The following is a 23,040-nucleotide window of genomic DNA, read 5'->3' on the forward strand; positions in this document are numbered from 1 at the left end:
CGGCTCGCCGTCATCGGCGAGCCGCTGCCGGGCGCCTACCGCTGCGCCGCGTGGACGGGGTCCAGGGCCCGGGCGAGTTCCGGGGCGTGGGCCGCGAACGGGCCGAGGTCGGTGGCGCGGGCGAACGCCGGGTCGTGCCGGTAGTCCGCGAGGCGGGCCAGGGTGCGGCTGCCGTAGTACGCGGACGGCGGCGCGGCGGACGGTGCGGACGGCGTACGGACCGCCAGGGTTCCGTCGGCGACACCGGGCAGTGTCTGCTCGAACAGGGTCTGGCAGGCGCGGACGCCGCGCAGCATCACCTGGTGGAAGCGGTCCTCGGGGCCGACGGGGAAGCGCTGTTCGGCGAGGACCGGGCCGGTGTCGATGCCGGCGTCGACCTCGTGGACGGTGGCCCCGTACTCGGTGTCTCCGTGCAGCAGGGCGAACGCGATGGCGGCGGACGGCAGTCCGCGGTGCTGCGGCAGCAGGCCGTTGTGGATGTTGACGATCCGCAGTCCGAGGGAGAGCAGCGGGGCGCGGAAGATCTGCCGGTTGTTGACGGACCAGACGACGCCGTCGGTGCAGGCGGCGGCGAGGACGGCGGCGTGTGCGTTGATGTCGGGGGCGGGGACGAGGTGCGGGGTGGCCGGGCCGGCGGCCGCGGCGTCGAGCGGGTCGGCGGAGCAGACCAGGTCGACGCGGTGGCCGCCGGCGGCGGCGTGGGCGACGGCACGGCGCAGCAGGGCGCCGTCTCCGACGAAGATCATGCGGGGGTCTCCTCGCGGACGGTGGTGAGGCGGGCGCAGACCTGGCCGAGCGTCAGGTCGCGGACCAGGCAGGCGAGGTCTTCGGTGAACCGGCGGGCCTGGTCGGGGGTGAGCAGGTCGGCGCTGACCGCGGTGAGCATCTCGACGAGGGCGAGGGAGTCGCCGCCCAGCGCCTGGAAGTCGGAGTCGGGGGTCAGGTCGGTGGCGTCGACGCCGAGGATGGCCGCCCAGTGGCCGGCGACGCGGGCCCGGAGGTCGTCGGTGCTGTCCGTGCTGTCCGTGCCGTCGGTGTTCCCGCCGGCCGGGGTGTCCCGGGCGAAGGGGTCGGGGAGGGCGTCGAAGTCGGTCTTGCCGCTGATCGTGGTGGGCAGGGCGGCCACGGCGATCACGTGTGCGGGGACCAGGTGCCGGGGCAGGGTCCGGGCCAGCTCCGCCCGCAGCGCGGCGGCGGTCCCGGCCCCCGCGCCCGCGGGATCCGCAGGGCCGGCTGGTTCGGCGGGGCTGTCCGGTGTCCGGGCCGGGACGACGTACGCGCACAGGACCGCCGAGCGGGCGCCGGGGCGGCGGCGGGCCGTCACCGCGGCGCGGGCCACGGTCGGGTGGGCTTCCAGGGCCGCGGTGACCTCGGCCGGCTCGATCCGGTACCCGGAGATCTTCAACTGGCCGTCGGCCCGCCCGGCGAACGCGATCGCGCCTCCGGGCAGCCGGCGGCCGAGGTCGCCCGTACGGTACGAGCGCATCCCGTCGGGTCCGGTCGAGAACGGCGACGGGACCGCGCCCGGACCGGCCGTGCGGGCTGTGCGGGCTGTGCGGGCTGTGCGGGCTGTGCGGGCTGCCGTGCCGTCGGCGGCGGTGTCGACGCCGCCGGTCCCGGTCCCGGGCTCCAGGTAGCCGCGGGCCACCTGGGGGCCGCGTACGACGATCTCGCCCACGCGGCCCGTGTCCGCCGGGCCGGTGCCGATGACCTCGCCGTCCTCGCCGACCAGGTCGACGTGGGCGCCGGGGCCGGCGGTGCCGAGCGGCAGGGAGGGGCCCGTCTCGGTGCCGTCGACGACGTGGGCGAGGCAGGCGACGGTGGCCTCGGTGGGCCCGTACCCGTTGATCACCCGGCAGTCGGAGCCGAAGGCGGAGTGCGCGGAGCGCACGGCGGCCGGGGTGAGCTCCTCCCCGCCGAGGAGCAGGGTGCGGAGCCGGCCGCCGCCGTCGCCGTCGAGGAGGGCGAGGTGGGACGGGGTCAGGGCGAGGGTGTCGGCGCGGTGTTCGCCGACGAGGGCGCGCAGTACGGCCGGGGAGGGCGCGCCGGGAGCGAGGACGGTCGTGCCGCCGGCGAGGAGCGGCAGGAAGAGCGGGAAGCAGGAGATGTCGAAGGCGTAGGAGGCGGCGAATCCGAAGCGGGTGCCGGCGTCGACGCGGCACATCGCGGTCGTCCAGTGGACGAAGGCGACGAGCCCGCGGTGTTCGATCAGCACGCCCTTGGGGCGGCCCGTCGAACCCGAGGTGTGCATGACGTACGCCAAATCCCCGGGTGCGGGGCCCGCGGGCAGCGCCGGGGCCCGGTCCGGGTCGGCCGGCGGTACGTCTTCGACCGGGAGCAGGGTGCCGGGGACGAAGTCGGCCAGGTCCGCGGCGAGGTGGCGCCGGGTCAGGGTCAGGCGTACGCCGCCGGCCTCCAGGACGTCGCGGATCCGCGGGCCGGGGTGGCCCGGGTCGAGCGGGACGTAGGCGGCCCCGGCCTTGAGGATCCCCCACAGTGCGCAGACCCCGTCCGGGGTCCGGTCGACGACCAGGCCCACGAGGCTCCCGCGGCCGGTCCCGCGCCGCAGCAGCTCGGCGGCGACCGCGTCGGAGCGGCGGTCCAGTTCGGCGTAGGTGACGGGGCCGTCGGGCCCGTCGAGCGCGACGGCCGCGGGCGTACGGGCGGCCTGGGCGCGGAACAGGTCCACGACGGTGGCGGACGGGGACGGGGACGGGTCCGCGGAGCCGTCCCCCTCGGCGGCAGGCGGCCCGGGCAACACCACGGCCGCAGGGGCGGACGCGTCCGGCGCGGGCACGTCCGCGGCGGCGACGGGGGCGGGGGCGGCGGTGGCGAGGACGGTGTCCAGGAAGGCCGACGCGTGCTCCCGGAGGGAGGGGTCGCAGCCGCGGACGCCGAGGGTGATCTCGGTCGCGGCGGCGGTCTCGGCCACGGCGAACGACAGCGGGACCAGGGGTGCGTGCACGGGGAGCGCGTACGCGGTGGCGGCGGTGAAGCCGCCGCCGGACAGTTCGGCGGGGTCCAGCAGGCCGAGGTGGGAGACCACGGCCGAGGCGAGGTGGCGGTCGGCGCGTACGGAGGCGGCCTGGGCGGCGCGCAGCAGCGCGGCGACGGCCGCCTCGGGCATCCGGGTGACGAGGCCCGCCTCGAACCCGGCGGCGAGTTCGGCGCCGTCGGCGAGGGCGGCCAGCAGCCGGGACTGGGCCCGGGCCCAGTCCCGGCCGGGACGCAGGTCCAGGAACAGCGGGAGGGTGAGGTTGCCGGTCGCCGCCGCGAGGTGCGGGCGGTGGCGGCGCAGGTCCACCGGGACCATGACGCGGGTGTCGCGGCGTGCGGTGTCGGCGACGGCCTGGGCGAGCCGCGCGGTCAGCGCGGGGTGCCGGCCGGGGAGGGTGCGGCGCAGCCACAGGGTCCGGGGCGGGGTTCCGGGCGTTGCGGGGCCGAGCGGAGAGGGCCGGCCGGGCAGCGGGGAGGGCCGGCGGCGGCGTTGTCCGGCGGGCAGGGAACGCAGCAGGCCGTGGTCGGTCGCCGGGTCGGCGGCGGGCCGGGCGGGCTCGCCGCGCAGGGCGCGGAAGACCTCCCGGACCCAGGTCAGGGCGCCGTGACCGTCCATCAGGGCGTGCGAGGCGCTGAAGACGAGCGCGGTCGGCGTCCCGTCCCGGCCGGGTACGGCGAGCACCTCGCAGCCGGGCGGGTCGGCCGGGCCGGAGCGGCCGGTGAGCAGCTCGGCGGTGGCGGGGGCGGAGGCGTCGAAGGCCGCGGCGGACGGGTCGGCGTACACGACCCGCGGCGGCGGCCCGTCGGCCACCCACAGGGGGCCGCGGCGCACCAGGCGGGAGCCGGGGCAGGCCTCGGCGGCCCGGGCCACGGCGGCCTGGAGCTCCTCGCGGCCGGGCAGCCCGTCGCCCTCGACGACGACCCGCAGGGCCATGGCTCCGCGGGCGTGGCCGGCGCCGAGGTAGAGCCGCTCGGTGGGCGACACGGGGCGCCGGTAGGGGGCGGCCGCGGTGGTGCGGGCGGCAGCCGGAACGGTGGGCGGCGTAACGGGTGCGGCTGGTGTGGCTGGTGTGGTCGGGTGCGTGGTCATCGCGGGGTATCCCCTCGGGCGGCCGATCCGGCCGGGTCTGTGGTGCGCGGCAGCGGGCCCGCGACGGCAGCGCGGGCGGTGACCGCACCGGCCCCGGCCGACCCGGCAGCCGGTATGGCCGGGGCGGGGGCGAGTGTGGCGGGTCTGCCCGCGCGCGTGGTCATCGGGGGTCTGTGGTGCGCGGCGACGAACGATCCGCAGCCGCCCGGGAGGCAGCCGACTCCGCCGCAGCCGACGGGGCAACATCCGACCCGGACACGGTCGGACCGGAGACGGGCGACCCAGTGACGGTCGCCCCGGCCACAGCCGAACCAGCCGCAGCCGACGCGGCCGCGGCCGACGGGGCGGCAGCCGGTGGTGCCGTCGCGTGGGCGGTTTCCGGCGCGACCGTGCGGGCCGGGGGGTTGGTCCAGGCGGGGATGCCGCCCTGGGCCGTGACCCAGTCGGCCAGGTCGCGGAGGCCTTCGGCACGGGTGCGGGGGGCGTCGTAGCCGAGGTCGCGGTGGGCGGCTCCGGTGTCGTACGTCGTCGAGCGGGTCAGCAGGGCCATCATGTAGCGGCTCAGCGGCGGGCTGCCGGTGTCCGCGTCGGGCCGGAGCCGCCAGAGGGTCTCCACCGCGGCCGCCAGGGTGCGGCCCATCGGGAGGGGGATGCGCGGGCGGGGCGGGGCGCAGCCGAGCAGGCCGGCGACCTCGGCGAGGAACGGCCACAGGTCCGTCACCTCGCGGTCCGCGACGAAGTACGCGCGGCCGCCGATGCGTTCGGCCGGGGCGGTGACGGCGGCCCGCAGGCAGGCGTCCACGGCGTTGTCGACGTGGCACAGCGACACCAGGACGCGTTTTCCGCCCGACAGGTCGGGCAGTCGCCCCGCGTGCAGGGCGCCGACCAGCCGCGGCAGGAACCCGGCGTGGTCGCGCGGGCCCCAGATGCCCCGCGGGCGGATCGCGCAGGTGGTGAACTCCGGGCCGTCGGCCGCCAGGACGTGCTGCTCGGCGATGGCCTTCGTCGCGCAGTAGTGGTTGAACCAGCGGGTGGGGTAGGGGGTGCTCTCGTCGATGCCGAGCCGGTCGCCCTCGCGCAGGTGCATCAGGGCGCTCGGGCTCGACACGAACACGAACCGCCGGGCGCCGGCCGTCCGGGCCGCCGCCATCAGCCGGAGCGTGCCGGTGATGTTGGCGGCCCGGAACTGCTCCCGGGTGCCGTGGTCGACGACGCGCGCCGCGCTGTGCACGACGGCCTGGCAGCCCTCGGCGGCCCGTTCCAGCGTGGCGGGCTGTGTCAGGTCGCCGGTGACGAGTTCGACGCCGGACAGCGCGCTCAGCCGGGCCGTGTCGCTGCCGGGCCGTACGAGGGCCCGTACGCGGTGGCCGGATGCGACGCAGGCGTCGGCCAGGTGGCCGCCGAGGAACCCGGTGGCACCGGTGATCAGGATGCGGGTGGGAGTCGTCACAGCTTCCGCCACCAGGTCGCACCGTAGAGGAGGGTCAGGCCGACCGCGGCGGGGCGGCCGATGCCGGCGGCGCGGGCGCGCGGCAGGGCGAGCGGGATCTGGGCGGCGTGCACGCCGATGCTCAGGACGGCGTCCGTCCACCACAGCACGCGCGGGAGGCGGGCTGCGGGGACCCCGGCGGTCGCGGCCCAGACGGCCCCGCCGACGAGGTACGCCCAGCCGGCGAGCGGGACGAGTTGTGCGGCGCGGTCCCGGGAGAGCAGGGGGGTGGGCGGGGCGAGCCGGCGCTCGGCCCAGCGGGCCAGCTCCTCGCGGCCGATCTTGGCGTTGTGCCGGATGTCGACCGGGAAGCCGGGGTGGCGGAGGAACTCCGCCTGCTCCAGGCCCGTGGTGGGGGCGTGCGCGCAGGCGAGGGCTCGGAGTTCGGCGACGAGGCGGTGCCAGGCCTCCGCGTCGAGGTCCCCCTCGGTCTCCACGCAGACGACGGGGCGCTGGGGGCGCCGGGGGCCCTGCCCCGCACCGCCCGCACCACCCGCGCCGCCGCGACCGCGGCCCCAGCCGCTGTCGGCGGTGGTGCCGGAGGCAGGACCGGCAGCGGGGCCCGTGCCGTAGGGGGCGGTGGCGTCCGTGGTGTCCATGGCGTCCGTGGTGTCCGTGATGCCGACGAGGGCGGTGCGGCGTACCAGGGGGTGGGCGTTGAACACGCCCTCGCAGCGCACGGTGTGCAGGTCCCGGTGCTCGGCGCGGACCCGCTGGGCGGCGCGGCCGCAGAACCACAGCCGCCCCTCCTCGTCGAGGTAGCCGAGGTCGCCGGTGCGGTGCCAGGTGCGCTGCGGTGCGCTGCCCGACGTCACCGCCGCCGCGCCGGTCTCGGCTGCTGCGTCAGCGGCGTCGGGGGTGGCGTCGGCCGCGGCGTCAAGGACCTTGTGCAGGCGGTCGGCGTCGGGCGAGCGGTGGTAGCGCGGGCTGACGGATGCGCCGTGGACCGCGATCTCGCCGACCCGCCCCACCGGCAGACGGGCCCCGGTCCCGAGGCGGGGCAGCGGGCCGTCGGTGACGGGCAGGATCGCCACCCGGGTGCCGGGCACGGGCCGCCCGACGCAGGTCCCGGCGCCCTCGGCGGCCCGCGCCGCGGTGCCGCCGGCGGCCGGTTCCGCCGGAGCCGCATCGGCCGCCGGTTCCGCCGGAGCCGCATCGACCGCCGGTTCCGCCGGAGCCGCATCGGCCGCCGGATCCCCGAGGAGTTCCGCGGCCTCGATCGACGTGATCGGCAGCACCTCCGTCGCCCCGTACGTGACGTGGATGCGCGCGTCGGCGTGCAGGACGCGGCGCAGAGCGGCCACGGTCGTGTCGGGGACCGGGGCGCCGCCGCCGACGATGCAGCGCAGGGCGGGCAGCTCGTGGCGGCCCGGGACGGCGGCGGTGAGGTGGTCGGCGAGGGTGCGCAGCAGGGCGGGCGAGGCGAACATCGTGGTCACGCGGAAGCGTTCCAGCGCGTCGACCACGAGCGCGGGGTCGGCCTGCGCCACCCTGGCCGGGGCCAGCGGGGCGAGGACGAGGGTGGAGCCGTAGACGAGGTCGAGGACCCCGTAGAACGGCAGGGTGACCAGCGAGGTGTCCTCGCTGGTGCGGCCGTGGACGGTCTCGATCTGGCGGGCGATCGACAGGGCCATCCGGTGGGTGTACTCGACTCCCTTGGCGGGGCCGGTGCTTCCGGTGGTGAAGCCGATCATCAGCAGGTCGTCGCGGCCGGCCGCCACCGGTGCGGTGCCGCCGCGGCGCGCGCTGTCGGCGCCGAGGGCGCGCACCGCGGCCAGGGTGCGGGCGCGGCCGAGCCGGTGCCGGCCCAGGGTGACGGGGACCCGTATCCCGGCGAAGGTGCGGCGGCCCAGCAGCCGTACGAGGTGGGCGAGCGGCGGCCCGATGAACGCCTCGGCGCCCACGGTCCGGTAGCAGTGCAGCATCCGGCGGACGCCCATGCCGGGGTCGACGACGACGGGCACGGCGCCGATGCGGAACAGGGCGAAGACGAGGGCGAACAGCTCGGGGCCGGGCGGGGCCATGAGGACGGTCTTGGTGCCCTTGGTGATCCCGGCCCGGGTGAAGCCGGCGGCCAACTGCTCGACGGCCTCCTGCAGTTCGCCGTACGTGAGCGTGCCGTACGCGGGGATCCCGGCGGGGCCCCGGGCGGGACCGGCGGGGAGTGGTCCGCGGTTCCCGCGGGGGCCGTCGGGGTGGATGACGGCCGGCTTGTCGGGGTGGGCGCGGGCGTTGCGCTCCAGGAGTCCGGCGAGGCTCTGCGCGTCGAGGTCGCCCGCGCCCGAGCCCGCGCCGGAACCGACGCCGATGCCGACGCCGACGCCCGAGCCGACGCCCGGGCCGGCGGCTGCGTCGGCCGGCCGCTGCGACGCGGCCTGCCGGGTGGTTGCCGAGGTCATGCCGGTCACCACCCCTGCGGCCGGTACGAGGCGCAGGCCGCGCTCGGTCCGGCACCCGCGGTCACGAACAGGATCCCGTCGTGGTCGGCGGGCCGCAGGCCGCCCTCCAGGGCGCGCAGGTAGCCGAGGATCGGGGCGGCGGTGTGCGGCTCCCCCGCCAGGGTGTCGGGCTCCCCCGCGCCGCGTACGTCGGCAACGAGCGGCACCCGGGGCCCGATGAGCAGGGTCCGGGTGAGGTCGAGGCCGAACTCCTCCGCGTACGAGGCCACCGCGGCGGCGGCGAGTTCGCCGGTCCGCGTCGCGTGGCCGGGAGCGCGGCGCACCGTGATGGCGGAGCGGCCGCCGCTGCCCATGGTGTCGAGGTCGAGGTATCCCTCGACGTCGGTGGGCCGGTCGGCGCCGTAGTGGCGTACGGGCCCGAAGCCGGTGCCGGGGTCGGCGGCGCGCTCCAGCAGGACGGCGCCGGCCAGGTCGGCGTACGGGTAGTCGGGGTCGCGGGAGGCGTCCCCGCCGGGGTGGACGTCGGCGGCGGTGATCAGCAGCCGCTCGGTGGTGCCGGTCGCCAGCAGGGCCTGTGCGGCCTGGACGGCGCTGAGCACGCCGCAGGCCCCGTTCATCAGGTCGAAGGAGAAGCCCGCGGCCGGCTGGGGGTCGGCGAGGTAGTCGAGGTTGATGCCGACTTCCTTCTGGACCAGGGCGGACATGGCCGGTTCGAAGGTGTTGTGCTCCCGGTACACGCCGACGTTGACGAGGACCCCGACCCCGGAGGGGGAGACGCGGGCGCTGTCCAGGCAGTGGCGGGCCGCGCGGCCGGCGAGGTCGACGGAGGAGGCCGGGGCGGCCTGGGCGGCCGGCTCCGTGGGGGCCGCGGTGGCGGCGGCAGTGATGACGATGCCCATGGCGGCTCACACCCTCGCATTCGTGATCGTGGCGGACAGGGCTCCGGTGACCACGCCGGAGGCGGCGGGCACCATCAGGTACCGGGCCCCGCTGCGGGCCTGGTCGGGGTGCGCGTTCCCGCGCAGGTCCGCGTTCCCGCGCAGGTCCGCGTTCCCGCGCAGGTCCGCGTTCCCGCGCAGGTGCTCGCGCAGGGTGAGGAAGTGGGACGTGGTGGCGGTGTTCCCGAACCGCTCGACCACCTGCAGGGAAGCCGGCATCGGAGTGCCGAACTCCGCCTCGGCGGTCTGGTTGACGTAGTCGATGAATCGCGTGCCGACCTGGTGGTGGATCACGTAGTCGAATTCCTCGTCGGCGAAACGGTGCCCGTGCTTGGCGAGGAAATCCTCGTGGAATCGCGGCCACAGTTTGAGCCGGTTGCGGTCGTGCATCTTCTTGTTGTCGGTGTAGAGGGCGATTCCCTGCCCGCGGTCGCTCGGCATTCCCATGCACAGGTGGGAGTATTCCGAGCAGGTCATGAGCTCGATGTAGTGGATGCGGTCGGCGGGGTCGGACGATTCGTCGAGGATGACCGCGGCCGCCGAGTCGCCGACCGAGAGGGAGGCGAACTGCGGGTCGTAGGAGTCGGTGAGCTCGCGGGCGGCGGTGCGGGCGACGCGGGTGGCCTGCTCGCCGCTGACGACCATGCCGCTGCGCACCGCGCCGGAACGGATCATGCGGTCGAGCAGCCAGACCCCGGTCATCATGCCGGCGCAGGCGTTCGAGACGTCGAAGCTCAGGACGCCGGGCCGGGCGCCGAGCTCGCCGGCCAGCATCCCGGCGAAGGACGGCTCGAAGTGGAAGCGGCTGCCGTCCTTGACCCGGGTGATCGAGGCGCTGATGACGACGTCGAGGTCGGCGGCCCGGTGGCGGGAGGCGGCCAGACAGTCGCGGGCGGCGGCGAGGGCCATCCCGAAGGAGTCCTCCCCGGCGGCCGGGTCGGGGTCGTGGACGCGCCGCTCGGCGATCCCGGTGATCCGTTCGACGTCCGCGTCGCCGAGTCCCGGCGCCTCGGCGCGGAGTTCTTCGTTGGTCTGCGATCCCGCGGGAAGAAAGGCGCCGAGGGCCTCTATTCGGCTGCGACGCTCGGTGGTACTCATATTCGCCCTCCATGGCGATCCGCCGGGCCCGCTTTTCGGTATGCGCGGGCGCCGGTCGGTAAATGGCTGAAGGCCGTCACGGGTGACGGACAGCGAAGTTACCGTAGCGTACGGATTTTCTCGGCAAGGGCGGAGAGCCATCCGAACCGGGCCATCCGATCGAATATCAGCCAATCCCCGGAGGGCCAATTCACCGCCACGGGAGGCGGCTTTGCCCCGGCCTGGGGGGCGGTGTGCCGGTCCGGCGTCGGTACGCCGACGTCCGCGCCGCCGCCGCACACCGCAACGGCGGCCCCGGCACGCCCCAGGAGGCGCGCAAAAGATGTCCGGAATCACCCGGTCCGTCTTGACCACGCGCCTCCCGTGCAGCATCCCCCACCCACGGCCGACGGCTGCTCCCCGCACTCTTCCCTGCGCTTCGCCGCACCGTTCGCCCTGCCGCCCGCGGCCCCACCGGCGTTCGAACACTCCGTGTGGCCCGTGTGTCCGGGGCACCCCGGCGGGCGCCCGTACGGCCGGCCCCGGGTCGGGGTGGCCTGGTTGGTCCAAGGCCGCTTGAGGCCTGCCGATCTCCCTTCCCCGGGCGCTGAGCAGCGACAAAGCTGATCTCTGTCAGCGAGGGAGACCTCGAAGACACCGCCTCGAAGCCTTCTGGGACGTCACCGCGGGACGTGTTCAGGGCAGTCCGGTCGTACGTACGGACGTCAGACGGGTAGCCACAGCCGACACAACCTGTTCGAAAGGAACCACGACCGTCATGCGTACCGGAACCCCGCGGACCACCTCCCCCGACGCCCCGGCCCCGCCCGCAGGCTGACACCCGCTCATATCCGGAGCGGCCCGAAGCCCCACCGCCGCCCGAGCTTCACGCGCCACGCACGGCGCACCGCGCACCGCGCCACGCGTCACCCGGACCGCTGTACCTGCAGGGCAGCCGTCCGACCGCGTCCGCCCACGGCAACGTCCACGGCAACGTCCACCGGAATGCCCGCGGCACCGCCCGCAGCACACCGACACTCCGCGACCGCGGCACACCGCCGCGCCGCCACCCGAACCACCTGCACCACCCGCGACATCCGCGACATCCGTGACCGCCGGTCGAGCCCCTGCCGGCTCCCGGCCCCACGAACCCTTCACCCACGAACCGGAGTACACCCATGTCCCGCAACGGAAAGTCCTTCCGCCGCACCGGAATCGCCGCCCTGCTCGCCATCGCCGCCGCGAGCGGCACCATCGTCGCGGTCAACGGCACCGCGGTCGCCGACCCGGCGCCCCCGGCCGCGACGGGCGACGCCCCCGTGACCGACGCCCCGAACCCCGACTTCGGAAGCACCGGCCAGGGCGCCGAGGCGCCCGTCAGCACCGAGATGAGGGGAACGCCCTTCGCGGCGGCCGGTGCGTCCACGAAGATATCCCGCGAGACCGTCATCGAGCGGGCCAAGAGCTGGGTCGGCATCGGCCTCGACTACGACTGGGGCGGCCGTCACGGCGGTTACCGCACCGACTGCTCCGGCTACGTCTCGATGGCCTGGGACCTGGACTCCTCGCTGACCACGGACACCTTCGAGCCGCGCGGCGTCGTCTACAGGATCGGCAAGTCGGACCTCAAGGCGGGCGACGCCCTGCTCGACAACGACGGGGGCGCGGGCGGCCACGTCGTCCTCTTCGAGCGGTGGGCCAACGGCGACCACACCAAGTACTGGGGCTTCGACTTCACGCCGAGCGGCGTGCACCACCGGATCTACGACTACCCGTACTACCCGGGCTACGGCCCGTACTACCCGGTCCGCTACAAGAACATCGTCGACGACGCGGCGCCCAAGCCGCAGCCGTCCGCAGGTATGACGGACCTGGTCGCCGCCAACATCAACGGGGACGCCGTCGACGACGTCGTGGGCGTGGAGGCCTCCACCGGCAAGCTGTGGCTCTACAAGGGCAACAGCAACGGCACGATCGCCGCCGGCTCGGCCCGCGTCGAGATCGGTTCGGGCGGCTGGAACGGCATGTCCAACCTGGCTGCCGCCGACTTCAACAAGGACGGCAAGGACGACATCGTCGCCACCCAGGAGTCCACCGGCAAGCTCTACCTCTACCCGGGCACCGGGTCGGGCCTGGGCGCCCGCAAGGAGATCGGCTCCGGCGGCTGGAACGGCATGCACGACCTCATCGGCGGCGACTTCACCGGCGACGGCAAGGCCGACGTGGTGGGCGTCGAGCAGTCCACCGGCAAGCTGTGGCTCTACAAGGGCAACGGCACCGGCGCGATCAGCGGCGGCAGCACCCGTGTGCTGATCGGCTCGGGCGGCTGGAACGGCATGCACGACCTGGTCGGCATGGACGTCGACAACGACGGCAAGACGGACGTGGTCGGCGCCGAGTCCTCCAGCGGAAAGCTCTTCTTCTACAAGAGCAACGGCTCCGGGCTGGAGACCCGCAAGGAGATCGGCTCCGCCGGCTGGAACGGCATGAACGACCTCATCGGCGGCGACTTCACCTCCAACGCCTACGACGACCTGGTGGGCGTCGAGAAGTCCACCGGCAAGCTCTACCTCTACCCCGGCACGGGGTCGGGCCTCGGGGACCGCAAGGTGATCGGCTCGGGCGGCTGGTAGCAGCCCGCAGGAGGGGTGCCGGGGGCGTGAAGCCCCCGCCCCCGGCCCCCTCCCCGCCTTCCTGGCCCTCCCCTCCCCACACCTCAACTGACCATTTTTGGCACCCTTGTGCCGGTTTGGAACTGTCATCATGATCAAGAAGTTCATGTCGAAGCGCGTTCGGATCGCCACCGGAATGCTCTGCGCCACCATCGCCGCCACCACGCTGTCCATGGGCGGCGCGCACGCCGCGGACGAGACGGACCTGCACGGTGAACTCCCCGCCCTGACCCTGGAGGACATGGGCCTGCCGGGCGAGTACGGCGCCACGCCGATGGCGGCCGCCGCGTCCCTCGGCCGTCCCACGTTCCAGATGCCGTTCAAGTGCGGCGAGACCTGGTACGGCGACTCCCGTTCGTACCACAGCCCCTCCCCCCACGCCATCGACTGGACGCAGGGCGGATCCACGGTGAACTCCCCCGTGGTGGCCAGCGCCGGCGGCGTCGCGCACATCAAGGACAAGGGCGCGAGGAGCTACGGCAAGTTCGTCGTCATCGACCACGGCGACGGCTGGAGCACCCTGTACGCGCACCTCAACGGCTTCAACGTCCGCGAGGGCCAGCGGGTGACCACCGGCCAGCAGATCGGCATCGTGGGCAGCACCGGCGGATCCAGCGGCCCGCACCTGCACTACGAGCAGCGGTACTACGGCGACTACCAGCGCACCGCCTTCAACGGCACCCGCTTCACCCCGGACGGGAGCCTGAAGAGCAAGAACTGCGCGACGACGACCCCGGACAAGAAGCCCGAGGGCCCCGGCGACCCGGTGGAGCCCAGCGACAAGGGCATGAACGACCTGGCGTCCGCAGACCTCAACGGCGACAACGTCGTCGACGTCATCGCGGTGGAGACCGCGACCGGCAAGCTGTGGATGTACAAGGGCAACGGCAACGGCACCATCGCCAGCGGCTCGTCCCGCGTCCTGATCGGCTCCGCCGGCTGGAACGGCATGTCGAACCTGACCGGCGGCGACTTCAACAAGGACGGCAAGGACGACCTGGTCGCCGTCGAGGAGTCCACCGGCAAGCTGTGGCTCTACAAGGGCAACGACAACTCGACCATCGCGGGCGGCTCCGAGCGCGTCCTGATCGGCGCGGGCGGCTGGAACGGCATGTCGAACCTGACCGCGCTCAACCTCAACGGCGACGGCGTCGCCGACCTCGCGGCGGTGGAGAAGTCGACGGGCAAGCTGTTCCTCTACCCGGGCACCGGCTCGGGCCTGGGCGCCCGCAAGGAGATCGGCTCCGGCGGCTGGAACGGCATGTCCAACCTGACCGGCATGGACCTGAACAACAGCGGCCGCCAGGACCTCGTCGCGGTCGAGAAGTCGAGCGGCAAGCTCTTCCTCTACCCCGGCGACAGGGGCTACCTGAGCCCGCGCATCGAGATCGGCTCGGGCGGCTGGAACGGCATGTCCGACCTGATCGGCGGCGACCTGTTCAACAACAGCCCGTCGGACGACCTGGTCGCGGTCCAGAACTCCACCGGCAAGCTCTTCCTCTACCCGGGCACCGGCTCGGGCCTGGGCGAGCGCAAGGAGATCGGCACCGGCGGCTGGTAGTCGCGGATCCGACCGCGTGAGCAGTACCGAGAAGTACCGAGAAGTACTGAGAGGTACCGAGAAGTACTGAGACGTGCTGAGCAGTGGTGAGCAGTGGCCTGTCCCTCCGGGGGCAGGCCACTGCCGTTTCCCTCTACCCATCCGGGAAGTACTTGCTAAAGTGGAAAGTAGATGCCGGGCAGGCAGGTCAGGGATGCCCGGCGACCACGTAAGGGGGAGCCATGTCCGAACAGACCGACGCGGCAACGGCGTTGCAGGGGATCGCACGGATCGAGGCGACGGCGAAGGGCCGCAGCGGCTGGTACAACGCCTACTTGTGGGTATTCGCCGCGTGGCAGCTCATCGTGGTTCCCGCCGTGCTGCTGTGGCAGGGACCGACGGGGACGGTCGTCAGCACGCTGGCGAACGCGCTCGTGGTCATGGGGCTGTCCGTGTTCGCCACGCGGCAGCCCGTGGTCCCGCACGGCTTCGGAGGCAGGCACCTCAAGGTGATCGGCGTCTGGACGGTCGTCTACCTCTCGGTCCTCGCCGCCGGTCTCACCGTCTTCAGGGACAGCGTCGCGTTCGCTGCCGTGGCCGCGCTCGCGTGCGCAGCACCGGCAGCCGTGACGGCCTGGCGGGAGGCACGAGCCGTATGACTCCGGAAGCCCGGGCGGGGGCGGCGGCCACAGGGCAGAGCCCCCATCCGCGACACGCACTCGAACCGCTCCTGGGGTCGGCCGTGCGCCTGTCGATCGTCGCGGCTCTCGCCGGTGTGGAGAAGGCCGAGTTCGGTTACGTGCGGGACCTCGTGGAGATCACGGACTCCGCGCTGTCGAAGCAGGTCACGCGCCTGGAGGAAGCCGGCTGGGTGGCCGTCGAGAAGGGGCATGTGGGCCGCCGCCCGCGGACGTGGCTGCGTCTGACCGAGGACGGCGCGGCCGCGTACCGGCGCCACATCGCCGCACTGACGGCGATCGCGGGCCCCTTGCACTGACCGCCCGGTACCGCGCCCCTGCGGGGGCGCGGGAAACTGCGCGACCGGCCCCCGCCGGCCCGCGGTTCCACGACCGGACTTCCGGCGGAGCGCTTGGGCCCGGCCTCGTTCGGGGTTGAACCGGCAGCAGACCCCGCGCCGGGGGCGGGACGGCCCGCCCCCGGTACCGCCTCCTACTCCGTCTCCCCCGCCAGCAGCAGCTTCTTCTGCGGCTTGCCCATGGCGTTGCGCGGCAGCGACGCGACGAACCGCACCTCGCGGGGCCGCTTGTGGACGGACAGGTGCGCGGCGACGAAGTCCGTCAACTCGGCCCCCGTCACGCCCTCCGCGACGACGAACGCGACGATCCGCTGCCCCAGGTCCGCGTCCGGGACACCCACCACCGCCGCCTCGCGCACCCGCGGGTGGTCCAGCAGCGCGTTCTCGATCTCCCCCGCGCCGATCCGGTAGCCCCCCGACTTGATCATGTCGATGGAGGCCCGGCCCACGATCCGGTGCACCCCGTCCGCCTCGTCGACGGCCGCGATGTCACCGGTACGGAACCAGCCGTCCTCCGTGTACGCCGCCGCCGTCGCCTCCGGACGACCCAGGTACCCCTGGAACAACGTCGGCCCGGTCAGCTGGAGTTCCCCGATCTCCGCGCCCGGCTCGGCCGCGATACGGGTGCGGATGCCCGGCAGCGGCGTGCCGACCGTCCCGGGCCGCACCTCGCCGCCGGCCCGCCCGCTCACCGTGATCAGCGTCTCGGTCATCCCGTAGCGTTCCACGGGCCGCAGCCCGGTCAGCCGCTCCAGGTCCCGGAAGACCGGCGCCGGCAGGGCCGCGCTGCCCGACACCAGCAGCCGCGCCCCCGACAGGGCGGCAGCCGCCTGCGGTTCGGCCGCGATACGGGACCACACCGTCGGCACCCCGAAGTACAGGCTCCCGCCGGCCGCCGCGTACGCCTCGGGCGTCGGCCGCCCGGTGTGCACGAGGCGGCTGCCGGTCCGCAGGGCCCCGAGCACGCCGAGCACCAGCCCGTGCACGTGGAACAGCGGCAGCCCGTGCACGAGGGTGTCCTCCCCGCTCCACTGCCAGGCCTCGGCGAGGGCGTCCAGGTCGGCGGCGATCGCCTCGCCGGTCAGGACGACGCCCTTGGGCGCGCCCGTGGTCCCGGAGGTGTACAGCACGAGCGCCGGATCCCCGGGCGCGCCGCCGGAGCCCGCGTGCGCCGCCGAACCCGAGGACCGGCGCGCGAAGTCCACGTCGACCGGGACCGCCCCGGAGTCCCGCAGGATGTGGTCCCGCTCCGCGGGCCCCGCGTCCGGCGGCAGCGGTACGAACGGCACCCCCGCCAGCAGCCCGCCGACCACCGCGGCCACCGTCTCCAGCGATGCCGTCGCGGTCACCGCGAACGCCGGCGCGCCGGCCACGTCGGCGGCCACCGCCCGGGCCGCGCCGAGCAGTTCCTCGTACGAGGCGGTCCGCCCCGCGACGGCCACCGCGTCCTTGCGGTCCCCGTACACCCCGTCCAGCGCGGTCAGCACGCCCAGCCTCCTGCGATCACGTCACGTCACCCTCATCCAGCGGTCCAGGAGCCCAGGCTAAGGCGCCCGGGGGTGGCCGCGGGCGTCTCCCGGCCATAAGTTGATCACTGCCGGGGCGGCCCGGCGGCCCCGCAGAAAAAACTCCGGAGAAATCCGCCGACGGATGTCGAGGCCCCGCAGCCCGCTCCGACCGAAGGGTGAGAGCACGCCGAAGGGGCGCGCACGACGGGAAGGACACCCGACCATGAAGTACGTCGCGATGATCTACGGCAACCAGGCCAAGTGGGACTCCTTCCCCGCCGAGGCCTGGCCCGAGGCGATCGCCAAGCAGGACGCGTTCAACCGGAAGTACCGCGAGAGCGGCCACCTGATCGGCGCGTACGGCCTCGCGGACGCGGCCGCCGCGCAGCTCGTACGCCGCGAGAACGGCGCCCCCGCGGTCACCGACGGCCCGTACCTGGAGACCAAGGAGTACGTGGCCAGCTTCTACCTGCTCGACTGCGAGAGCCTGGAGGAGGCCCAGCGGATCGCCGCGGACATGCCGTTCGCCGACGTGGAGCCGGTGGAGCTGTGGCCGGTCCTGCACGAGGCCGCGGCAGACCTGTGACCGGCCTGCCCGACCGGCCCGACCTGTCCCGCGGGACCGGGGACCTGCTGCGCGAGCTGGCGCCGCAGGTCCTCGGGGCCCTCGTCCGCCGCCACGGCCGCAGCGCCTTCGACGCCTGCGAGGACGCCGTGCAGGAGGCGCTGCTCGCCGCGGCCACGCGCTGGCCGCAGACCGGCCTGCCGGACAACCCGCGCGGCTGGCTGGTCACCGTGGCCTCCCGCCGCCTGGTGGACGAGGTGCGCAGCGAGTCGGCCCGCCGGCGCCGCGAGGACGCGCTCGCCCTGTCCACCCCGCAGGCGGCCCTGCTCGCGCCCGCCGCCGACGCCGATCCCGTCGCGGACCGGGACGACTCTCTGGCCCTGCTCTTCCTGTGCTGCCACCGCGACCTGTCGCCCGCGAGCCGGATCGCCCTGACGCTGCGCGCGGTGGGCGGCCTGACCACCGCGCAGATCGCGGCCGCGTTCCTGGTGCCCGAGGCGACGATGGCGCAGAGGATCAGCCGGGCCAAGCAGACGGTCAAGGCGTCCGCGACCGCCCTCGTCCTGCCGCAGGGCGCGGAGCGCGCCGAGCGGCTCGCCGAGGTGCGGCACGTGCTGTACCTGGTCTTCAACGAGGGCTACACGGCGACCGGCGGCCCCGAGCTGACGGCCCCGGAGCTGTCCGCGGAGGCGATCCGGCTGACCCGGATGCTGCACCGCCTGCTGCCCGGCGACGCCGAGACGGCCGGCCTGCTCGCCCTGATGCTGCTCACCGACGCCCGCCGCCCGGCCCGCACCGGCCCGCACGGCGAGCTCGTACCGCTCGCCGAGCAGGACCGCGGCCGCTGGGACCGTGCCCTGACCGCCGAGGGCCTGGACCTGGTCGCCCGTACGCTGCCGCGCGGCGAGCCGGGCCCGTACCAGGTGCAGGCGGCGATCGCCGCCGTGCACGCCGAGGCCGAGGACGCCGACGCGACCGACTGGCCGCAGATCCTCGCCCTGTACGAGCTGCTGGAGCGGTTCGGCCCGAACCCGATGGTCACCCTCAACCGGGCGGTCGCCGTCGGCGCCGTCCACGGCCCGGCGGCCGGGCTCGACCTGCTGGCGCGGCTGGAGCAGGACAAGCGCATGGCGGGCCACCACCGGCTGCTCGCGACCCGCGGCCACCTGCTGGAACTGCTGGGCGAGCACCCGGCCGCCGCGGACGCCTTCCGCGCCGCGGCCCGCCGCACCGCCGGCGCCCCCGAGCGCCGCCATCTCACCGAGCGTGCGCGGCGCGCGGAAAACCGTACCGGTGGCGCCGGTTGACGTGAAACGATCGGCTGTCATCGGCTGTCATCGGCTGCCGACGATTCGACCACCACCAGGGGGAAGCGAACGTGGAATCCGCAGGACTCGCCTCGCTCATCGCCGCGACGGTCACGACGGGCCTGATGGCGGGCCTGTTCTTCGCCTTCGACACCGCAGTGATGCCCGCCCTGAAACGCTCGGACGACCGGACCCTGATCCAGGTCATGCAGCGCATCAACACGGCCATCATCAACGGCCTGTTCCTGCTCGTGTTCCTCGGCGCCCTGCTGTCCACCGGTCTCGCCCTGACCCTGCACCTCGCCGACGGCCGCGGCTGGTCCGGGGCGGGCATCCCGCTGACGGCCGCCCTCGTCGCGTACGTCCTGGCCCTCGGCGTCACCGCCCGCGTCAACATCCCCCTGAACAACGCCCTGGAGCAGGCCGGCCCGTTCGACCGGATCCCCGACCCGGCGGCCGTCCGCCGCGCGTTCGAGTCGCGGTGGGTCCCCGCCAACCGCTGGCGCACCCTCCTGTGCACGGTGGCCCTCGGCTGCCTCGCCTGGGCACTGTCCCTGACCTGACCTGGGCTGACCTGGGCGTTCCGAAATACTCGGCTGGCCGCACATCCTTGGGCCGGTGGGCCGTTCGCCTATCAGTCAGAAGGGAGGTTCGAGATCGCCGCGGCCATCGCTGTGTGGCCCGCAGTCCCAGGGCTCCTCCTGAAAAGGTTCAATGTCGGTGACGTCGTGGCCCCATGCTTCGAGGGCCTTCCAGGCAACGCGCCGGTTAAAGTCGTCGCTGCTGGTGTCCAGGATGCGGCGCGCGTGCACGGCGAGGTGATCGCGGCGCTGGGCAAGCGCGGGGTGTTCGGCGAGGATGAGCGCGGCGAGGCCGGCGGCTTCGCGCACGTCCTCGTGACTGTCCTGCAGGAAGGGCGCGACGGCTCGATAAAGCATCGGGCGCAGGTCCCGGAAGGCCGCCAGCGTGGTGTCGTGGGTGAGGAAGCCAGGGAAGTATTGCTCGGTGCGGTCGACAATCTCGTCGGAGGCGTCGTAGGCCGTGGAAGCCAACCAGTCCAACAATGCCGCGCGGATGGGGACGTTGCGATACGGCCGGAGGGTCATGGCCGCCGGGTGGGCGAGGACGCCGGCGACATACATGGCGACGGGGGCGGTGGCTTCGTAGATGCTGTTCTGGTGGCCGACCAGCTCACTCAGTTCCGACAAGGCGGTGACCTGCACCTTGGGATCAGGCTCCAGCAACCGTGCCAGGACTTTGGGAAGGCACTCACCGTTCCCGAAAGCCGTCTGGAGCGAACCCCAATCAGTCTCCGCTAGGACTACCCGGTAGGGCGGCACGTCAGGCTCGCGGGGCGCCCCGGCCTTGGAGCTGCTGTGGTTCACAGGCCAAACCTAGACCAGACTTCTGACACGATTCCCGTCAGGGCCAGTGAGAAGCCGCTGTCCTTCCGAGAGTGACGGGTGCGTTTGCGCTGGTCAGGCATGGGGTCGGTGTGTTTTCGGCGGCAGAGACGAGGTGTTGTGTGGCCTGGCCTGACGGGTCGCTAGGCTGCGGCCATGAGCACCTCCGTCCTGCGCCTGGAACCCGTCACCGCCGACAACTTCGACGCCGTCTGCGCGGTCCGGGTCCGCCCCGACCAGGAGCACCTCGTCTCCCCCGTGGTGAAGTCCCTCGCCGAGGCCTACGTCCACGGCCAGGTCGCCTGGCCCCGCGCCGTCGTCGACGGCGACACGGTGGTCGGCTTCGTCATGGCCTTCGTGGACATAGCCTGGGACCCCGAGCGCGACCCCTCCGACATCCGCTCCGGCATCTGGCGTCTGAACGTCGACGCCGCCCACCAGGCCAAGGGCTACGGCCGGTTCGCCATCGAGGCCGTCACGGACGAGCTGCGCCGACGCGGGGCGTCCCGTGTGTTCGTCACCTGGGAGCCGGGCCCGGGCACCCCCGAACCGTTCTACCGGAGCCTCGGCTTCCGCCTGACCGGCGAGACCAGCGGCGGCCAGACCGTCGGCGTACTGGACCTCCCGCCGACCCCGACCACCTGAACCCCAATCAACTACCGGCTGACATCAGACCCCTGATCGCTTCTCAGCTCACCCGGCCGCCGCAGCCGCCGCGGCCCCTGCGCCCGCGGCCCGGAACTCCTGCGGGCTGACCCCCCGTACCCGCTTGAACGCCGCCGACAGCGCGAACGCCGACCCGTACCCCACCCGCCGGGCCACCGACGCGACCGTGGCGTCCGGCTCGCGCAGCAGGTCCGCGGCCAGAGCCAGCCGCCACCCCGTCAGGTAGGCCATCGGCGGCTCCCCGACGAGCTCGGTGAACCGCCGGGCCAGCGACGCCCGGGACACCCCGGTCTTCTGCGCGAGCTCCGCCACCGTCCAGCCGTACGCCGGGTTCTCGTGCAGCAGCCACACCGCCCGGCCCACCACCGGATCGGCCTGCGCCCGGTACCAGCCCGGCGAGCCCGACGCCGGGTCGGCGAGCCAGGTGCGCAGCACCCCGATCAGCAGCAGGTCCAGCAGCCGGTCCAGGACGAGGTCCTGGCCCGGCTCGTCGCGGCTGATCTCCGACGCCAGCAGCCCGATCAGGGTGGTGTCGACCGCGGCCGCCGGCCGGACCAGGACGGCCGGCAGCGTGTTCAGGAGCCGCCGCCCGACCTCGCTCGGCCCCAGGTAGGTGCCGCTCAGCATGACCGCGGCCTCCTCGTCGGGAGCCGGGGTGCCCCAGGTGCGCAGGCCCAGGTCCAGGGCGCTGCCGAGGTCCTGGCCGTCGGGCGTGCTGCACCGCTGCTCCTCGTCGATCGTGACGTGCACCGGGGTCCCGGGCGCGTCCGCGATCGTGTATGGCCGTGGCCCCCGTACGACGGCCACGTCCCCGGGACCGATCGGTACCGGCGTGCCCCCGTCGGGAAGCAGCCAGCCCGACCCGCGGACCAGGGTGAGCACCGTGAGCGGGGCCCGGTCCTCGATCCGCACCGCCCACGGCGGGTTGAAGATCGACTTGAGCAGGAGCGCCCCGCGGGCCTTCGGCCCTTCGAGGAGCCCCGTCATCATGTCCACGTCCTCATGGTGCCCCGCGCGACGGCAGCGGTCACACGTCCCACACACCGGTTGCCGCCGCGTCCCGCGCGTACGCGGTGAAGTCCCGCGGCTCCCGGCCGAGAACCTCCCGGACCCCGTCCTCCGTGCGCGCGTTCCGCCCGTCCCGAAGCATCTCGAACAGGTCCGCGAACTCCTCCGGCACGTCCTCCAGCTCTCGCAGCGCCGCGCGGTAGGCCTCGTCGGAGACGGGCACGTACGCGATCTCCCGTCCGGTCGCCTTCGACAGCTCGGCCGCGACCTCGGCGAAGCTCATCAGCCGCGGCCCGGTCAGCTCGTACGTCCGGCCGATGTGCCGGTCGTCGGCCAGGGCGGCAACGACGACGTCGGCGATGTCGTCGGCGTCGACGAACGGCTCGACGGCGTCCCCGGTCGGCAGGGCGAGGGTGCCGGCGCGCACATCGTCCACGAAGATTCCCTCGTCGAAGTTCTGGGCGAACCAGCCGGCCCGCACGACGGTCCAGTCCGCCCCGGACTCCTTCAGGCGCTCCTCGGCCCGCTGCGCACCCTCCTCACCCCGCCCGGACAGCAGCACCAGCCGCCGCACCCCGGCGGCGACGGCCGCCTTCGCAAACGCGGCGACCCGCTCCTCCGCGCCGGGGAACCCGAGATCGGGATAGTACGTCACGTACACCCGGTCGACCCCGTCGAGCGCACGGGCCCACCCCTCGGGGTCGTTCCAGTCGAAGGCGGGATCCCCGCTGCGGGACCCGACCCGCACGCCCCGACCCTGCGCGGCGAGCCGTTCCACCACCCGCCGCCCGGTCTTTCCCCGTCCTCCGATCACCAGCACATCGGCCGTACCCTGCGTGCTCTTCTGCGTTGTGCTCTGCGTCTCGGTCATGACCCCAGTCAAGCCCGCGGGCCCGAGACGGGCCATGGCCGAGACCCTCACCCGCATACGCGAGCGTCTTACCCGGCCTTCACCTCGGTGTTCTGGCAGGCCGTCAGCAGCCACGGCCCGTCCTCCCCGTCCCGGGTCATCACGTACAGCGGAGCGCCCTCGCTCCCGACGGCCCCATCCGCATTCCGGTACAGCTGGCGCACCTTCACGGCGGCCACGTCCGGGCGCAGGAACTGCGTGTGCACCACCTCGTACGTCACCTGGCCGTCCCACTCGGCCGACGGCAGCACGGCTCGGGTGAACTCCGCTATCGCGTCGAAGCCGATCAGCACCTTGCCGTGCCCCGTGGTCCACAGGGCGTCGGGGTGGAACAGGGAGAGGAACCGTTCCTAATCAGTGAGCAGGAGTGAGTCTTGGACCCATTCCTGCTCTCTGCGGACATCCCGAACGGTTTTGGGTGTCCTGGTCGCCCGC

Annotated in this window: 18 protein-coding genes and 1 pseudogene; 8 read left to right on the forward strand and 11 right to left on the reverse strand. The window is 74.1% G+C overall.

What is annotated here, in order from left to right:
- Positions 1-35: 35 nt before the first annotated feature.
- From ACIQUT_RS36525 to ACIQUT_RS36550, 6 genes are all read right to left on the reverse strand, one after another.
- Positions 36-746, reverse strand: a complete 711-nt coding sequence (locus ACIQUT_RS36525) for a formyltransferase family protein (protein WP_403569548.1) — start codon at positions 744-746, stop codon at positions 36-38.
- Complete coding sequence (locus tag ACIQUT_RS36530) at positions 743-4,087, reverse strand: amino acid adenylation domain-containing protein (RefSeq protein WP_403569549.1); 3,345 nt, start codon at positions 4,085-4,087, stop codon at positions 743-745. The genes ACIQUT_RS36525 and ACIQUT_RS36530 overlap by 4 nt, the downstream gene beginning before the upstream one ends.
- A gap of 160 nt (positions 4,088-4,247) precedes the next feature.
- Entirely contained in the window at positions 4,248-5,537 is a 1,290-nt protein-coding gene (locus ACIQUT_RS36535) for an NAD-dependent epimerase/dehydratase family protein (protein ID WP_403569551.1), read from the reverse strand.
- The gene (locus ACIQUT_RS36540; RefSeq protein WP_403569553.1) at positions 5,534-7,975 is read right to left on the reverse strand and encodes an AMP-binding protein; all 2,442 of its coding nucleotides are present in this window, start codon (positions 7,973-7,975) and stop codon (positions 5,534-5,536) included. The genes ACIQUT_RS36535 and ACIQUT_RS36540 overlap by 4 nt, the downstream gene beginning before the upstream one ends.
- 5 nt (positions 7,976-7,980) lie before the next feature.
- A complete protein-coding gene (locus ACIQUT_RS36545; protein ID WP_403569554.1) occupies positions 7,981-8,874 on the reverse strand; it encodes a hypothetical protein in 894 nt (297 codons plus the stop codon).
- Between the two features lie 6 nt (positions 8,875-8,880).
- Positions 8,881-10,011: a 3-oxoacyl-ACP synthase III family protein gene (locus tag ACIQUT_RS36550; protein ID WP_403569556.1), complete on the reverse strand. Its 1,131-nt coding sequence runs from the start codon at positions 10,009-10,011 to the stop codon at positions 8,881-8,883.
- A 1,157-nt stretch (positions 10,012-11,168) separates the two neighbouring features.
- Here ACIQUT_RS36550 and ACIQUT_RS36555 point away from each other — a divergent pair.
- The 4 genes from ACIQUT_RS36555 (at position 11,169) to ACIQUT_RS36570 (ending at position 15,199) form a co-directional block, all read left to right on the forward strand.
- On the forward strand, positions 11,169-12,623 hold the full coding sequence (locus ACIQUT_RS36555; RefSeq protein WP_403569557.1) for an FG-GAP-like repeat-containing protein: 1,455 nt from the start codon (positions 11,169-11,171) through the stop codon (positions 12,621-12,623).
- Between the two features lie 130 nt (positions 12,624-12,753).
- Positions 12,754-14,223 carry a peptidoglycan DD-metalloendopeptidase family protein gene (locus ACIQUT_RS36560; protein ID WP_403569558.1) on the forward strand — a complete coding sequence of 490 codons (1,470 nt, stop codon included), beginning with the start codon at positions 12,754-12,756 and terminating at the stop codon, positions 14,221-14,223.
- 221 nt (positions 14,224-14,444) lie between these two features.
- A complete protein-coding gene (locus tag ACIQUT_RS36565) occupies positions 14,445-14,861 on the forward strand; it encodes a hypothetical protein (protein WP_403569560.1) in 417 nt (138 codons plus the stop codon).
- Positions 14,858-15,199: a winged helix-turn-helix domain-containing protein gene (locus ACIQUT_RS36570; RefSeq protein WP_403569562.1), complete on the forward strand. Its 342-nt coding sequence runs from the start codon at positions 14,858-14,860 to the stop codon at positions 15,197-15,199. The genes ACIQUT_RS36565 and ACIQUT_RS36570 overlap by 4 nt, the downstream gene beginning before the upstream one ends.
- A 173-nt stretch (positions 15,200-15,372) precedes the next feature.
- On the opposite strand, the gene ACIQUT_RS36575 is transcribed toward ACIQUT_RS36570, so the two are convergent.
- On the reverse strand, positions 15,373-16,725 hold the full coding sequence (locus ACIQUT_RS36575) for an AMP-binding protein (RefSeq protein WP_403569564.1): 1,353 nt from the start codon (positions 16,723-16,725) through the stop codon (positions 15,373-15,375).
- Between the two features lie 244 nt (positions 16,726-16,969).
- On the opposite strand from ACIQUT_RS36575, the gene ACIQUT_RS36580 reads away from it, so the two are divergent.
- From ACIQUT_RS36580 to ACIQUT_RS36590, 3 genes are all read left to right on the forward strand, one after another.
- Complete coding sequence (locus ACIQUT_RS36580; RefSeq protein ID WP_179177064.1) at positions 16,970-17,332, forward strand: YciI family protein; 363 nt, start codon at positions 16,970-16,972, stop codon at positions 17,330-17,332.
- Positions 17,329-18,618: an RNA polymerase sigma factor gene (locus ACIQUT_RS36585; RefSeq protein WP_403569566.1), complete on the forward strand. Its 1,290-nt coding sequence runs from the start codon at positions 17,329-17,331 to the stop codon at positions 18,616-18,618. Before ACIQUT_RS36580 ends, ACIQUT_RS36585 begins: the two co-directional genes overlap by 4 nt.
- Before the next feature lie 71 nt (positions 18,619-18,689).
- Positions 18,690-19,181, forward strand: coding sequence for a DUF1772 domain-containing protein (locus ACIQUT_RS36590; protein WP_403569568.1), 492 nt, complete (start codon positions 18,690-18,692; stop codon positions 19,179-19,181).
- A gap of 75 nt (positions 19,182-19,256) precedes the next feature.
- On the opposite strand, the gene ACIQUT_RS36595 is transcribed toward ACIQUT_RS36590, so the two are convergent.
- On the reverse strand, positions 19,257-20,003 hold the full coding sequence (locus ACIQUT_RS36595) for a hypothetical protein (protein ID WP_403569570.1): 747 nt from the start codon (positions 20,001-20,003) through the stop codon (positions 19,257-19,259).
- A gap of 174 nt (positions 20,004-20,177) precedes the next feature.
- On the opposite strand from ACIQUT_RS36595, the gene ACIQUT_RS36600 reads away from it, so the two are divergent.
- Complete coding sequence (locus tag ACIQUT_RS36600; RefSeq protein ID WP_403569572.1) at positions 20,178-20,666, forward strand: GNAT family N-acetyltransferase; 489 nt, start codon at positions 20,178-20,180, stop codon at positions 20,664-20,666.
- Positions 20,667-20,714: 48 nt separating this feature from the next.
- On the opposite strand, the gene ACIQUT_RS36605 is transcribed toward ACIQUT_RS36600, so the two are convergent.
- From ACIQUT_RS36605 to ACIQUT_RS36615, 3 genes and pseudogenes are all read right to left on the reverse strand, one after another.
- On the reverse strand, positions 20,715-21,683 hold the full coding sequence (locus ACIQUT_RS36605) for an AraC family transcriptional regulator (RefSeq protein ID WP_403569574.1): 969 nt from the start codon (positions 21,681-21,683) through the stop codon (positions 20,715-20,717).
- A 31-nt stretch (positions 21,684-21,714) separates the two neighbouring features.
- A complete protein-coding gene (locus tag ACIQUT_RS36610) occupies positions 21,715-22,566 on the reverse strand; it encodes an NAD(P)H-binding protein (RefSeq protein ID WP_403569575.1) in 852 nt (283 codons plus the stop codon).
- 68 nt (positions 22,567-22,634) lie between these two features.
- Positions 22,635-22,955: pseudogene (locus tag ACIQUT_RS36615) on the reverse strand (SgcJ/EcaC family oxidoreductase); the annotation flags it as partial.
- Positions 22,956-23,040: the final 85 nt, after the last annotated feature.

The sequence above is a fragment of the Streptomyces sp. NPDC090445 genome (assembly GCF_044769385.1).
In the GTDB taxonomy this organism is placed as follows: Bacteria; Actinomycetota; Actinomycetes; order Streptomycetales; family Streptomycetaceae; genus Streptomyces.

Coding starts and splice junctions, on each gene's coding strand:
- ACIQUT_RS36525 (WP_403569548.1), bottom strand. CDS start 746: ATGATCTTCGTCGGAGACGGCGCCCTGCTGCGCCGTGCCGTCGCCCAC.
- ACIQUT_RS36530 (WP_403569549.1), bottom strand. CDS start 4,087: ATGACCACGCACCCGACCACACCAGCCACACCAGCCGCACCCGTTACG.
- ACIQUT_RS36540 (WP_403569553.1), bottom strand. CDS start 7,975: ATGACCTCGGCAACCACCCGGCAGGCCGCGTCGCAGCGGCCGGCCGAC.
- ACIQUT_RS36545 (WP_403569554.1), bottom strand. CDS start 8,874: ATGGGCATCGTCATCACTGCCGCCGCCACCGCGGCCCCCACGGAGCCG.
- ACIQUT_RS36550 (WP_403569556.1), bottom strand. CDS start 10,011: ATGAGTACCACCGAGCGTCGCAGCCGAATAGAGGCCCTCGGCGCCTTT.
- ACIQUT_RS36555 (WP_403569557.1), top strand. CDS start 11,169: ATGTCCCGCAACGGAAAGTCCTTCCGCCGCACCGGAATCGCCGCCCTG.
- ACIQUT_RS36560 (WP_403569558.1), top strand. CDS start 12,754: ATGATCAAGAAGTTCATGTCGAAGCGCGTTCGGATCGCCACCGGAATG.
- ACIQUT_RS36565 (WP_403569560.1), top strand. CDS start 14,445: ATGTCCGAACAGACCGACGCGGCAACGGCGTTGCAGGGGATCGCACGG.
- ACIQUT_RS36570 (WP_403569562.1), top strand. CDS start 14,858: ATGACTCCGGAAGCCCGGGCGGGGGCGGCGGCCACAGGGCAGAGCCCC.
- ACIQUT_RS36580 (WP_179177064.1), top strand. CDS start 16,970: ATGAAGTACGTCGCGATGATCTACGGCAACCAGGCCAAGTGGGACTCC.
- ACIQUT_RS36600 (WP_403569572.1), top strand. CDS start 20,178: ATGAGCACCTCCGTCCTGCGCCTGGAACCCGTCACCGCCGACAACTTC.
- ACIQUT_RS36610 (WP_403569575.1), bottom strand. CDS start 22,566: ATGACCGAGACGCAGAGCACAACGCAGAAGAGCACGCAGGGTACGGCC.